General features: G+C 47.1%; 14 protein-coding genes and 1 tRNA gene. 2 read left to right on the top strand and 13 right to left on the bottom strand.

Features of this window, described 5'->3' with window-relative positions:
• Positions 1 to 55: 55 nt before the first annotated feature.
• The 4 genes from M2137_RS05130 to M2137_RS05115 form a co-directional block, all read right to left on the bottom strand.
• Positions 56 to 730, bottom strand: coding sequence for an RluA family pseudouridine synthase (locus tag M2137_RS05130; RefSeq protein WP_280765393.1), 675 nt, complete (start codon positions 728 to 730; stop codon positions 56 to 58).
• Between the two features lie 87 nt (positions 731 to 817).
• On the bottom strand, positions 818 to 1,561 hold the full coding sequence (fabG, locus tag M2137_RS05125; RefSeq protein WP_280765392.1) for a 3-oxoacyl-[acyl-carrier-protein] reductase: 744 nt from the start codon (positions 1,559 to 1,561) through the stop codon (positions 818 to 820).
• Between the two features lie 120 nt (positions 1,562 to 1,681).
• Positions 1,682 to 2,626, bottom strand: coding sequence for a ketoacyl-ACP synthase III (locus M2137_RS05120; RefSeq protein ID WP_280765391.1), 945 nt, complete (start codon positions 2,624 to 2,626; stop codon positions 1,682 to 1,684).
• Between the two features lie 75 nt (positions 2,627 to 2,701).
• On the bottom strand, positions 2,702 to 3,286 hold the full coding sequence (locus M2137_RS05115) for a TetR/AcrR family transcriptional regulator (protein ID WP_280765390.1): 585 nt from the start codon (positions 3,284 to 3,286) through the stop codon (positions 2,702 to 2,704).
• Between the two features lie 154 nt (positions 3,287 to 3,440).
• Here M2137_RS05115 and M2137_RS05110 point away from each other — a divergent pair.
• Both M2137_RS05110 and M2137_RS05105 read left to right on the top strand, forming a co-directional pair.
• Positions 3,441 to 3,512, top strand: a tRNA-Met gene (locus M2137_RS05110).
• Between the two features lie 178 nt (positions 3,513 to 3,690).
• A complete protein-coding gene (locus M2137_RS05105; RefSeq protein WP_280765389.1) occupies positions 3,691 to 5,304 on the top strand; it encodes an ATP-binding cassette domain-containing protein in 1,614 nt (537 codons plus the stop codon).
• A gap of 152 nt (positions 5,305 to 5,456) precedes the next feature.
• Here the strand turns inward: M2137_RS05105 and rny are convergent, their stop codons facing one another.
• The 9 genes from rny to M2137_RS05060 all read right to left on the bottom strand — a co-directional run bounded on the left by rny (position 5,457) and on the right by M2137_RS05060 (position 12,371).
• Positions 5,457 to 6,992, bottom strand: a complete 1,536-nt coding sequence (gene rny / locus M2137_RS05100; protein WP_280765388.1) for a ribonuclease Y — start codon at positions 6,990 to 6,992, stop codon at positions 5,457 to 5,459.
• A 112-nt stretch (positions 6,993 to 7,104) separates the two neighbouring features.
• Positions 7,105 to 7,401 (bottom strand): cell division protein ZapA, encoded by a 297-nt coding sequence (locus tag M2137_RS05095; RefSeq protein ID WP_280765387.1) that lies wholly within the window; start codon positions 7,399 to 7,401, stop codon positions 7,105 to 7,107.
• A gap of 4 nt (positions 7,402 to 7,405) precedes the next feature.
• Positions 7,406 to 7,642: a hypothetical protein gene (locus M2137_RS05090; protein ID WP_280765386.1), complete on the bottom strand. Its 237-nt coding sequence runs from the start codon at positions 7,640 to 7,642 to the stop codon at positions 7,406 to 7,408.
• Positions 7,643 to 8,173: 531 nt separating this feature from the next.
• Entirely contained in the window at positions 8,174 to 8,374 is a 201-nt protein-coding gene (locus M2137_RS05085) for a winged helix-turn-helix domain-containing protein (protein WP_280765385.1), read from the bottom strand.
• 123 nt (positions 8,375 to 8,497) lie between these two features.
• On the bottom strand, positions 8,498 to 9,187 hold the full coding sequence (locus M2137_RS05080; RefSeq protein ID WP_280765384.1) for a phenylalanine--tRNA ligase beta subunit-related protein: 690 nt from the start codon (positions 9,185 to 9,187) through the stop codon (positions 8,498 to 8,500).
• 11 nt (positions 9,188 to 9,198) lie between these two features.
• On the bottom strand, positions 9,199 to 10,014 hold the full coding sequence (gene pgeF / locus M2137_RS05075) for a peptidoglycan editing factor PgeF (RefSeq protein WP_280765383.1): 816 nt from the start codon (positions 10,012 to 10,014) through the stop codon (positions 9,199 to 9,201).
• Positions 10,001 to 11,143, bottom strand: a complete 1,143-nt coding sequence (gene obgE, locus M2137_RS05070) for a GTPase ObgE (protein ID WP_280765382.1) — start codon at positions 11,141 to 11,143, stop codon at positions 10,001 to 10,003. The genes pgeF and obgE overlap by 14 nt, the downstream gene beginning before the upstream one ends.
• 79 nt (positions 11,144 to 11,222) lie before the next feature.
• Positions 11,223 to 11,792 carry an adenylate kinase gene (locus M2137_RS05065; RefSeq protein ID WP_280765381.1) on the bottom strand — a complete coding sequence of 190 codons (570 nt, stop codon included), beginning with the start codon at positions 11,790 to 11,792 and terminating at the stop codon, positions 11,223 to 11,225.
• A 36-nt stretch (positions 11,793 to 11,828) separates the two neighbouring features.
• Entirely contained in the window at positions 11,829 to 12,371 is a 543-nt protein-coding gene (locus tag M2137_RS05060) for a phosphoribosyltransferase family protein (protein ID WP_280765380.1), read from the bottom strand.
• Positions 12,372 to 12,424 lie beyond the last annotated feature (53 nt).

Below are 12,424 nucleotides of genomic sequence, written 5' to 3'. Positions count from 1 at the left end.
GGATAATAATCCGAAGATATAAACAGGCTCTGCGACTTTGGTCGCGGAGCTTTTTTTATGCGTTCTGGCTTAATGCCTGCCAAAGTGTATCTTGAGGGACAGGAGCTGTAATACTAATCGGCTCTTTGGATACCGGATGGATAAACGAAGCGTTGCGGGCATGCAGGCTGATGCCTCCGTCTTTGTTGGAGCGGTCGAAGCCGTATTTCAGATCTCCCTTGATGGGGCATCCCATGTTGGCCAGCTGAACGCGTATCTGGTGGTGACGTCCTGTCTTCAGATCGATCTCTAAGAGGTAATAGTTGTCGGAGGCAGCGATTAGTTTGTAGTGGAGAATGGCCTTTTTGCTGTTTGGTTTTTCGGTGTCGTAGGCGTAGCTTTTGTTTTGTTTCTCATTGCGCACCAGCCAGTTCACCAGTTCACCTTCTTCAGCGGGCGGGCGGTTCTTGACAATAGCCCAATAGGTTTTCTTCACCTCCCCGTTGCGAAACATCTCGTTCAGTCGCGCAAGCGCCTTGCTGGTTTTGGCAAACAACACCACCCCACTTACCGGACGATCCAATCGGTGCGCCACCCCTACGAACACATTACCCGGCTTCTGATATTTCTCTTTCAGCCAGGATTTCAATTGTTCGGACAGCGGCATATCGCCTGTCTTATCACCCTGTACAATCTCATTGCCGGTCTTACTGACCGCAATCAGGTGGTTGTCTTCGTAAACAACGTCCATTTAATGGATAATTGAAAAATGATAATTGATAATGAAGAACTTATATAATTATCAACTATCAATTCTCCATTATCAATTCTTCTTTATTTAGTTCATTCCTCCGTCAACCAGAATAACCTGTCCGGTTACATAGGATGACATATCGGATGCAAGGAAAGTAGCCACATTAGCCACATCTTCCGGCGTACCGCCACGGCGCAACGGGATCTGTTTTGCCCATTCGGCTTTCACCTCTTCGGATAATACATCGGTCATTTCCGTGATGATAAAGCCCGGAGCGATGGCATTGGCACGGATACCGCGTGAACCCAATTCTTTGGCAATGCTCTTGGCCAGCCCGATCATACCTGCTTTGGAAGCAGAATAGTTGGCTTGTCCGGCGTTTCCGGATACACCTACTACCGAGGCCATATTGATGATGCTACCGGCTTTCTGTTTCATCATTACCGGCGTCAAGGCGTGAACAAAGTTGAATGCTGATTTCAGATTCACATTGATCACCATATCCCATTGTTGTTCGCTCATGCGCATCATCAGACCGTCGCGGGTAATACCGGCATTGTTCACCAGAATGTCTACGCGTCCGAATTCCTTTACGATTTCAGCGACTACCGCATGTGTGTCTTCAAAGTTAGCCGCGTTCGAGGCATAGCCTTTTGCTTTCACGCCAAACGCTTCCAGCTCTTTCTGAGTTGCCAACGCATTATCATCAATGGCTAAATCAGTAAATGCAACAGCAGCGCCTTCGGCTGCGAATTTCAATGCGATCGCTTTGCCGATACCACGTGCGGCACCAGTTACGATAGCTACTTTACCTTCTAATAACTTCATAATACTCATTCTTAGCCTTACCAGTCTCCCTCGAAAGAAAACTTGGATAGGCGGTTATAATTTATTTATCAATAGTCCTTTTCTAAAGCCTCCCCCTTCGGGGAGGTGGGAGGGGCTCCTTTACACCTTCATCAATGCCGCACCGGCAGAATAACCTCCTCCGAACACGGTGATGCAAACGACATCCCCTTTCTTAAAACTCTTCGCATATTGTGCATACACCAACGCGGAGCTGACAGAACCGGTATTTCCCAATTCCTCGATGTTGCTGAGGAACTTTTCTTCCGGCAATTCCAACTGCTTGGCAATATTCGACATGATGCGCATATTGGCCTGGTGCCCGATGAAATAGGTCAGGTCGTTCAGCGTGTATCCGTTGTTCTCTAAAAGATAGAGCGCATTCTTCGGCATATAGGTACAGGCCTGGATAAACACATCCCGTCCCTCCGGCATCATAATACCGCCGTCGCGCGGACGCAGCTGCACCCCTTCGGGTCCTTTTCCGATATGTCCCAAGCCTTGTGTCACTACCTCGAGGATTTCCACATCTTTTTCACTCATTCTCTCCTTTGAGATAAAGAAGGCTGCTGCCGCATCCCCCCATAAGTGTCCCGATTTCGGATCCGTTTCGTTGTAGTAAGCTGAGTTCTTATCGGCGGATAGGATCAGCGCCTTAGTCGCTTTCCCCATACAAAAGTAGCCTTCGACCACCTCCAGGGCATTCACGAAAGAGGAACAGGCAGAAGAAAGATAGAGGGCTTTCGCACCCGCTATATTGTATTCCCGCTGCACCACGTGGGCGCCGGTTGCCACCGTATCGTAAGGCGAATAAGACGCCTGAATAATTAAGTCTACCTCTGTAATATCATAGGAAAGATCCGGTAAGGCTTGTTTCAACGCCTCCATACTCATCGTGTTGATATTCTCTTCAGGCTTGGCTTTCGATCGGGTCCTAATTCCGGTGCGTTGTTCAATCCACTCACTGGTCAACCCGTTTAATTCTAAGAAATGTTGGTTATCCACCCGTTCCTCAGGGATGTAATAACCGCTCGCATTTATAAACATTCTACTTACATTGTGAATTAGATTTATATCCGGTAAGCCATAGAGTCTGCTTTATCCTGTTATAAATCGGTATTTTTAAATCTTAATTCCGTTAAAAACCAAATTGATTACATTGTCGCGCCGCTTGATCCGCTGCTGAATCGTGTCGCCCATCACGCCCCGGATATAAGGCACCTCCAACCCTTTCAGGCTGTGGTGAAGCACCAGGGCTGTCACGTCGGTATCCGGCATCTGGAAAACACCTTCCCGTACCCCGTCGTCCAGGATATTCTTGATGATATCGATTTCACGCAGGTCAAAGTTCTTACGTACCTTCTCCACCCGCCATATATCGCGGAAGAAGGTGGCACGGAGTGTTCCATTCCGAAAAACAAGGGATTTGATTGTATCTAAACGTGTGTAGATGAAATTGATTAATTTCTCGTCGGCCGGCAGATCTTTTCCGGCTACATCGAGCAGCATCATGTACAGCTTGTTCAATTCCGACTCGACAACGGCCAGATAAACTTCGTTCTTATTTTTAAAATAGGTATAAAGGGTGCGACGCCCTTTTTTCGAAGCGTGTGCAATATCGTTCATCGTCGTGTTATCCACCCCCATACGGGCAAACAATTGTCGAGCGACATCCACCAACATATCACGTGTCTTTGATACAGTCATAGGGTAAAATTGCACATTTTGTTTAAATATGTGCGCAAAAGTATGTATTCACGAGCGAATAAGCAAGCCAAATGAAAAAAACTTACGATAATTTTGTATTCTATAAAAATAGGCCTATCTTTGCACTCGCAATCAGGAATGGTTGCTACAATATCGCGGAGTGGAGCAGTGGTAGCTCGTTGGGCTCATAACCCAAAGGTCGTAAGTTCGAGTCTTGCCTCCGCAACTAAACCGAAAGAGTCGCAAAAATGTGGCTCTTTTTTTGTGTTTATAGATTTGCTTTCTCCCCTAAATTCCGCCCTTCCCCGTCTGCCCCGGCTGAATTATCAATTATCCATTGGCAATTGTCCATTAGAAATCGTACCTTTGCACCCTCGAAAACTATTTAACACGCATATATAAAAATGATTACAGTCAACAATCTGGACGTACAGTTTGGGAAAAGAATCCTGTTTCAGGATGTGAATATGAAATTTACTCCGGGCAACTGCTATGGCATTATCGGGGCGAATGGCGCCGGAAAGTCTACCTTTCTCCGGGTGGTCAGCAAACAACTTGACCCTACCCGCGGAACCGTATCGCTGGGGCCGGGCGAGCGCCTCTCGGTATTAAGCCAGGACCACTTCGCTTTCGATGAGTATACCGTATTGGATACGGTGCTTATGGGGCATACCACCTTGTGGGAGGTGATGAGCGAGAAGAACGCGTTGTATATGAAAGAGGATTTCTCGGATGCTGATGGAATCCGCGTCTCCGAGTTGGAGGATAAATTCGCCGAGATGGAAGGGTGGAACGCCGAGAGCGATGCCGCCAGTTTGTTGAGCGGCTTGGGCGTTTCGGAAGAGATCCATTATAGCCTGATGAAAGACCTGAGCGGGAAACAGAAGGTGCGTGTCTTGTTGGCGCGGGCGTTGTTTGGCAAGCCCGACAACCTACTGCTCGATGAGCCGACCAACGACCTCGACCTGGAAACGGTGAACTGGTTGGAAAACTACCTGTCGAACTTCGAAAACACCGTGTTGGTCGTGAGCCACGACCGTCACTTCTTAGACTCCGTCAGCACCCATACGGTCGATATCGACTTTGGTAAACTGCAGATGTTTGCCGGCAACTACAGCTTCTGGTACGAATCGAGCCAGTTAGCGCTTCGCCAGCAACAAAATCAAAATAAGAAAGCGGAAGAGAAAAAGAAAGAATTGGAAGAATTTATCCGCCGCTTCAGTGCCAACGTGGCCAAATCAAAGCAGACCACCAGCCGCAAGAAGATGTTGGAGAAACTCAATATCGAAGAGATCAAACCCTCTTCGCGCCGTTATCCGGGTATTTTGTTTACCCCCAACCGCGAACCGGGCAACCAGATACTGGAGATCAAAGGACTTACGAAAACTGTCGAAGGGAAAACATTGTTCCGGGATTTGAATCTCAACATTGAGAAAGACGATAAGGTGGTATTCCTTAGTCGTGACCCGCGTGCCATGACGGCTCTTTTCCAGATTATCAACGGCGAGGAGACACCCGACGAAGGCACCTATCAGTGGGGACAGACCATTACTACCTCTTATCTGCCGCTCGATAATTCGGATTTCTTTAATTCCGATTACACCCTGATCGACTGGCTGACCCAATTCTCGCCCGACACCAACGAGGTATTCCTGAAAGGTTTCCTGGGTAGAATGTTGTTCTCGGGCGAAGAGTTATTGAAAAAGGTTGGTGTGCTCTCCGGAGGTGAAAAACAACGCTGCATGATCTCGCGCATGATGTTGACCGATGCCAATGTATTGATCCTGGATACCCCAACCAACCACCTAGACCTGGAATCAATCCAGGCGTTCAACAACACATTGAAGACATTCCGCGGCAACATCATTTTCGCTAGTCATGACCACGAAATGATCCAAACCGTAGCCAACCGCATCATCGAACTGACGCCCAACGGCATCATCGACAAGATGATGGACTACGACGATTATATCACCGACCCGATGGTGGCCGAGCTGAGGGAGAAGCTTTATAAATAAGGGATAGGGGAAGTTTTAAGGTCTTTAAGTCCTTAAGAACTTCTATCAAACAAATAAAAAGAAAGACCATCCGGGAGTAACCCGGATGGTCTTTCTTTTATCATTTCAATAGCTTTACGCTTCGCTAAGCGAACGATGTTTCTATTTTCAATTTACTTCGCATAGCTTACCGCGCGGGTTTCACGAATTACCGTGATCTTCACCTGACCCGGATAGGTCATTTCGTCCTGGATCTTCTTGGCGATTTCGGTAGAGAGGTTCTCCGTATCCTTATCGTCGATCTTATCGGCTCCAACGATCACGCGCAGTTCACGACCAGCCTGAATAGCATATGTTTTCACAACACCCGGATAAGAGAGCGCCAATTGCTCGAGGTCGTTCAGACGTTTGATATAGGCCTCCACAATCTCACGGCGGGCACCCGGACGGGCTCCGGAGATAGCGTCGCACACCTGTACGATAGGTGCCAACAATGTCTGCATCTCGGTTTCATCGTGATGGGCACCTACGGCATTGCAGATATCCGGTTTTTCTTTGTATTTCTCACAGAGTTTCATACCTAATACGGCATGTGGCAATTCCGGTTCGTCGTCTGGCACCTTACCAATATCATGCAACAGACCGGCACGCTTTGCTTTCTTTGGGTTCAAACCCAGTTCGGAAGCCATCACAGCACAGAGATTGGCTGTTTCGCGTGCATGCTGCAACAGGTTTTGTCCGTAAGACGAACGGTATTTCATTTTACCGATCAAGCGGATCAGTTCCGGATGCAGACCGTGGATACCCAGGTCGATAGCCGTACGTTTCCCGGTTTCGATCACCTCTTCTTCCACCTGCTTGCGCACTTTGCTTACCACCTCTTCGATACGTGCCGGGTGAATACGTCCGTCCTGCACTAATTGATGCAACGCCAGACGTGCTACTTCACGGCGAACCGGGTCGAAGCCTGATAGTACAATCGCTTCCGGTGTATCGTCTACTACGATCTCGATACCGGTTGCAGCTTCCAACGCCCGTATATTACGTCCTTCGCGTCCGATAATACGTCCTTTGATTTCATCCGAATCGATATGGAACACGGTGATTGAGTTCTCGATCGCCGTCTCGGTGGCTACCCGCTGGATCGACTGAATAACAATCTTCTTCGCCTCCTTATTGGCCGTCATCTTGGCCTCTTCGATGATCTCGTTCACATACGAAGCCGCATCGGTTTTCGCTACGTCTTTCAGTGATTCGATCAGGCGATTCTTTGCATCTTCGGCAGAAAGGCCGGAGATAGCTTCCAGGTGTTCTATTTCGCGTTGGTGGATCTTATCCAGTTCCACCTTCTTTTTCTCAATTACTTCGAGCTGCGTCTGCAGGTTTTCTTTCACGGCCTCTACTTCGCTGTTCTTGCGTTGCAAATCTTCCTGACGCTGGTTGAGCGTCATCTCACGTTGTTTCAGTTTCGCTTCGGTCGACTGGATCTTGGCATTCCGTTGAGAAACCTGTTTTTCCAAGTCTGTTTTCAGGTTGAGGAACTTCTCTTTTACTTCCAAGAGTTTATTCTTCTTGATTACTTCCGCCTCTTTCTCCGCCTCAGCCAGAATGCTGGCGTGCTTGGACTTCAAAAGGTAACGCATCGTTATCCATGTCAGTACACCGCCCGCAATAAAGGTGATGATCGATATGATTATATACATTTCCATTTTAACAATTAATTAAGTTCATATATAGTTATAAAAAAAGCACTCCTTTGCATGGCTATTCCATGTAAAGCAGTGCGGAAAAACTGTTTCTTATCTTAACAAGAGAAATAAATTACTTACCCTCTAAATACATTTCTAATTCGCTGGTCAGTTGCTCTATCTTCTCCGTAAACGGATCGGTATCGTTCCTCTCTTCCTGTTGCAGCTTCTGTACGGAAAACTGCAAAGCAACCATGGCTAACAAATCTTTAATATCCAAATCGGATTTCGTATATTCTTGCCTGTACAGATTGATCTTCTTGCGTAGTTGCTTCGCGGCTTCGCGCACAATCAACTCTTCGTCTCTACGAATCCAAAGACCATAACTCTTATCGGCTATTTCTACGTGTATAAGAAATTTATCGTCCATCACGCTATTCGTTTAATAATGCAATGCACTTATCCACTTCCCGCACTAACTTCGACAACCGCGTCCGGGCACTTTTCAAGTCGCCATCGCTTACCGAGACAACGCGCGCCGTCAGCATATTGTCACATTTGGCATTCAATTCACTGATCTTTTCTTTTGCCTGCAGTATTTCTGTATCTTTCTGATCTATAATACCAGCAAGTTCGTCGATCCGTTGCTTTTGCTTGTCACATAATGCCATCAAATCACGAACTCTAACCTCTATTACTGCTAACAATCTTTTATGATCTTCGCTCATTTCACGCCAAATCTTACACAAAAGTAGCACTAAGAAATGAAATAAACAACAAAGAAGGGGTTAATAATGAAGAAGTAATCCAAATTGAATCGCCCCGGAAAGGAACGGATTCCTTCAAGAGCATATTCCATTCGGGAAATAGCGGGAGATCAATTCCTGAAAAGAGGGTTCCACTTGAATGATTTATAGTTAATACATGTTAATTCGCTTCGTTTTTTCAAAATGCCCAATTTACGATTTGTAATTTCCGCCCGACTTTGCGTGCAAAAAAGCAGGAGTATTTTTGCAAACTCCCGGGAGAAACACTTTTTAACATACCGAATTATAAGTAAAACGGCCATTTTACTTACAATCGATATTTTAACATTTCCACCCCGACAGTTAGTCAAATTCAGAAACGAATAGTCAGAAAACAATAAAGGCCGTTCAATCACATTGAACAGCCTTTTCAATCTCTTCCTTCGCAGGGGTCGGTTACACCAACGCTACGAATACTTCACCTTCAATCTCTTCGAAAGACAACTTACCTTCTTTGGCCAACCAGCCTAAAGCAGCATACAAATCTTTGTCAGCTTTGATTTTGGTTGCTTTCTTTACTGCTTTTACGTTTTGTTTGCCTTCTTCGTTTAATACATTCCACACGAGGCCTGCATTTGTTCCAATCAATTCAATCATTTTGGTTGTAAATTATGTTTAACGGCAGCAAAATTAAAGATTTACGAATAGACAGGCAAAGAAAATCATGCTTTTTAGCATAAAAAACAGATTATTTTACTTTTGTTTTCTTGTTTTAACAAATCAAAGAATTATATTAACGCGACCGGAAGCCGTTATCTTCTCCGCTTCAAAATCATTCGCTAATGCATATTCCCTCAAGAGTTTGGCTGCTGATAGCGTTGCAGTTTCCATCCCTTCCGAGCCGGAATAGCCATTAATGATCATTAACAGACAGGAGGTATCGATATCTATTTTGGTGCGTTCCTCATCGCTGGTCGGGGTGCCGATGCCTCCCCGTCGGTCTCTGTAGACAGGTAATCCTTCGATATTCAACAGGCCACGCCCAATGGCTTCGTAGGGTTCACCGGCCCGGCCTACGCCCAGTTCCAGGTCGCCGTCTATCTTATCTGCGTCAAAGCCGCCTATCGAAAAGCCGCTTTCCAACGAAACCAGATTGATAATGTCCACCAATGTATCGATGCGATACAGAGGCAAATCCCTGAGCACCCTGCGTCGCAGCGCCTCTGCCGAGGGACGGTAGCGGTTCGGATCTTTCCCCAAGCGCTTATAGGCCTGCCGGGTTGCCCGGATCGGAGGAAATGTATTGATCTCTTCCAATCGCATCGAAATGCGTATCTCAGTCGTCACCCGGTCGATCTCTTCCCACAACCGCGCATCCGGCTCCCGGTTTTTCACCTTAGCCACGAGGGCTACCACCTCCAGCTCCGGGCAGGCTTCCCATATCGCTTTTGAAATCGTTATTCGTATCATCGCTTTCCTTCTTATTTTTTTATCATAATGCCGGTCAACATCCGACCGCTTTTTACTCCATCCCGGCGGGCGGAGAAGAACAATTCCGGTTGCCGATAGGTACATTCGCCACTCACCTCGATCCGCTCTTCCTGTAAACCCTGCAGCAACAGTTGCTTTCTGTTTGCCTGCCATAGATCGATATGCGGCTTTCGGTCGCCATCGAAATAATAAACCAGCTCTTCATCGCCCTCTGCCCGGTATACATCGGCTACCTCTTCGCCCACTTCAAAAGCCTCCGGGCTGATGGATGGTCCGATACAGGCTATCATAGAGGCCGAATCACAATCAAACCGATCCTTCAATAGCCCGACCGTGCGCTCCACAATTCGTCCCGCCGTCCCTTTCCAACCGGCATGTATAGCTGCCACCATCCCGCGATCGGGCGCATACAAGAGGATCGGAACGCAATCGGCCGTTGTTACGGCCAGGCAGACCTGCTTCTCTCCAGTGATCAATGCATCGATACCATATAGCCGCCTTTGCTGCTCTTCCGGCGGGAGAGAAAGAAATGTCCTGTCGACAGTCAATGCTTCCAGCCCATGTGTCTGCTGCGGAACGATCAATGAAGCCGTTGAAATGCCCAATTGATCACACAGCCGGATCCGGTTTTCGTCGACCACCTCCTGTTTGTCACCGCAATAATACCCGAGATTAAGTGAAGCATACACCCCTCGTCCGACTCCGCCCTGACGGGTGGTCACAAAATGAGAAATGTTGCAATCCTCCTTTAACAGGTCGAATTGCAACATCTCTATCGTGTGCTTCGGTTGATTACTCTTCGTCATCCCAGTCATACTCTTCGATATCTTCGTCCCAGTCATCGTCGTCGTCTTCCATTTCAGGGATAATCAAATCGTCGTCGAACACTAAGGAGCTCACATCGATATTCTTATGAACAATCTGTTCCACCTCATGGAAATTCTCTTTATTGAGTTCTTTCCAAAGGATATCTTTCAGTTCGGTCAGACCCATCTGCGCTACGGAGGAGATAAACACGTACGGAATATCTTCGGGCAGCTCTTCGGTCAACGCCTCGATCAGTTCCTCATCGAGCATATCGCTTTTGGTAATAGCCAATACCCGCCGCTTATCCAACAGATCCGGGTTATATTTCACCAACTCGTTGTGTAATATCTCATACTCTTTCCGGATATCATCCGAATCGGCCGGCACCATAAAAAGAAGCAACGAGTTACGCTCAATATGGCGCAGGAAGCGCAATCCGAGTCCTTTCCCTTCGCTGGCTCCTTCGATAATGCCCGGAATATCCGCCATTACAAAAGAGCGGTTGTCGCGGTAGCTGACGATGCCAAGATTAGGTTCCAGCGTAGTAAACGGATAATTGGCAATCTTCGGTTTGGCGGCAGTAATCACCGACAATAATGTTGACTTCCCGGCATTCGGGAAACCCACCAGCCCTACATCAGCCAATAGTTTCAATTGCATAATAACCGTACGCTCCTCTGCCGGTTCGCCCGGTTGGGCATAGCGGGGTGCCTGGTTGGTCGATGTTTTGAAGTTCCAGTTGCCCAATCCTCCGCGTCCTCCTTTGAGAAGCATCACCTGTTGGCCGTCTTCCGTTACATCGCAGATAAATTCGCCGGTATCCGCGTCATACACCACCGTGCCGCAAGGCACCTCGATGATCCGGTCTTCGCCGTCTTTTCCGGTGCTTCGCTTGGCGCTGCCTCCGTCACCGTTGGTTGCCATGATATGGCGTTCGAACTTCAGGTGAAGCAGCGTCCAGTAGTTGCGGTTGCCCCGCAAGTAAATATGGCCGCCCTGTCCACCATTTCCTCCGTCAGGCCCTCCTTTGGGGATATACTTCTCACGACGGAAATGAGTCGATCCTCTTCCGCCCTTTCCGGAGCGGCAGTAAATCTTTACATAATCTACAAAATTTGATTCAGCCATACTTCTTGAATTATGAATTATGAATTATGAATTATGAATTGAAGAGGACACGTATGCCTCATCATTCATAATTCATCATTCATAATTTATTAAGCGCGTTTTTTATCTTTTCAAAAATATCATCGATCGTACCAACGCCTTCGATGGCGACATGCTTGCCTTCCTTTATATAATAGTCGGCTAAGGGGGCTGTCTGGTTGTGATACACCTGCAAGCGCGACTGGATTGTCTCCAGGTTGTCGTCTGAACGACCCGACGATTCTCCTCTTTTCAACAGGCGCTCGATCAGTTCTGATTCTTTCACCTGCAGGTTCAGCATGACAGAAACATCCGTTCCACGCTCGTTTAGCATCCTTTTCAACGCTTCAGCCTGTGGAATCGTACGGGGGAAACCGTCGAAGATCACCCCTTTTTCATTCTTTTTTTTATCTAATACCTTCGCCAGAATATCCACAATCAGTTCATCCGGTACCAGTTGCCCCTTACTAATATAGCTATCCGCTATCTTTCCCAATTCGGTGCCGCTCTTAATTTCTGCCCGCAATACGTCTCCGGTCGAAATATGATCCAGCCCAAATTCGCTGATAATCTTTTCGCTTTGTGTTCCCTTTCCTGATCCGGGAGCACCAAATATTACTACATTCAACATGATATAATAAGTTTAATTAGGTATCACCTGTCGCCGCTATTCCCCTACCAATTTATAAATGTCTTTGTAGGTGCGACCCAATTCGTCGTAATCCAAGCCATATCCGACAATGAAATCAGTCGGAATACGCAAACCGATATAATCAGGAACCAAATCACACCGCATCGCATCCGGCTTAAACAGCATCGTCGCCAATTTCACATCGGCGGCGCCCTGCGATTTTAGTTTTTCCATCACATATTGCATCGTGGTTCCGGTATCGACAATATCTTCCAGTAGGATCACCAAACGGCCACGAACATCGACCGTCACCGGCATGATTTCGTTCACTTTCCCTGTCGTAGAAGTACCCCGATAAGAGGAATAACGGGCAAAAGTCATCTCATAAGGACCGTCCAGCTGACGCATCAGCTCGGCTGTAAACATAAATGCCCCATTCAAGATGCTTACAAACAACGGATTCCCACACCCTTCAATATCCTTCCTGATCTCCAACGCCATCTCCGCGATGGCCTCCCGGATCTGCTGTTCCGGAATAAACAATTCAAATTCTTTATCTTTTAGACATATTCTGCCCATCTGTTTTCTTTTTTGAAGGGCAAAGGTACGAAAAAAATAAAAAAGGAACGGCT

Origin of the sequence: Parabacteroides sp. PFB2-10, from assembly GCF_029893085.1 — a bacterium.
In the GTDB taxonomy this organism is placed as follows: Bacteria; Bacteroidota; Bacteroidia; order Bacteroidales; family Tannerellaceae; genus QVMG01.
This window is presented reverse-complemented; position numbering and strand designations above follow the sequence as displayed.

Coding starts and splice junctions, on each gene's coding strand:
- pgeF (WP_280765383.1), bottom strand. CDS start 10,014: ATGACGAAGAGTAATCAACCGAAGCACACGATAGAGATGTTGCAATTC.
- M2137_RS05095 (WP_280765387.1), bottom strand. CDS start 7,401: ATGGACGATAAATTTCTTATACACGTAGAAATAGCCGATAAGAGTTAT.
- rny (WP_280765388.1), bottom strand. CDS start 6,992: ATGGAAATGTATATAATCATATCGATCATCACCTTTATTGCGGGCGGT.
- fabG (WP_280765392.1), bottom strand. CDS start 1,561: ATGAAGTTATTAGAAGGTAAAGTAGCTATCGTAACTGGTGCCGCACGT.
- M2137_RS05090 (WP_280765386.1), bottom strand. CDS start 7,642: ATGGCATTATGTGACAAGCAAAAGCAACGGATCGACGAACTTGCTGGT.
- obgE (WP_280765382.1), bottom strand. CDS start 11,143: ATGGCTGAATCAAATTTTGTAGATTATGTAAAGATTTACTGCCGCTCC.
- M2137_RS05060 (WP_280765380.1), bottom strand. CDS start 12,371: ATGGGCAGAATATGTCTAAAAGATAAAGAATTTGAATTGTTTATTCCG.
- M2137_RS05130 (WP_280765393.1), bottom strand. CDS start 730: ATGGACGTTGTTTACGAAGACAACCACCTGATTGCGGTCAGTAAGACC.
- M2137_RS05080 (WP_280765384.1), bottom strand. CDS start 9,187: ATGATACGAATAACGATTTCAAAAGCGATATGGGAAGCCTGCCCGGAG.
- M2137_RS05065 (WP_280765381.1), bottom strand. CDS start 11,792: ATGTTGAATGTAGTAATATTTGGTGCTCCCGGATCAGGAAAGGGAACA.
- M2137_RS05085 (WP_280765385.1), bottom strand. CDS start 8,374: ATGATTGAATTGATTGGAACAAATGCAGGCCTCGTGTGGAATGTATTA.
- M2137_RS05115 (WP_280765390.1), bottom strand. CDS start 3,286: ATGACTGTATCAAAGACACGTGATATGTTGGTGGATGTCGCTCGACAA.
- M2137_RS05120 (WP_280765391.1), bottom strand. CDS start 2,626: ATGTTTATAAATGCGAGCGGTTATTACATCCCTGAGGAACGGGTGGAT.
- M2137_RS05105 (WP_280765389.1), top strand. CDS start 3,691: ATGATTACAGTCAACAATCTGGACGTACAGTTTGGGAAAAGAATCCTG.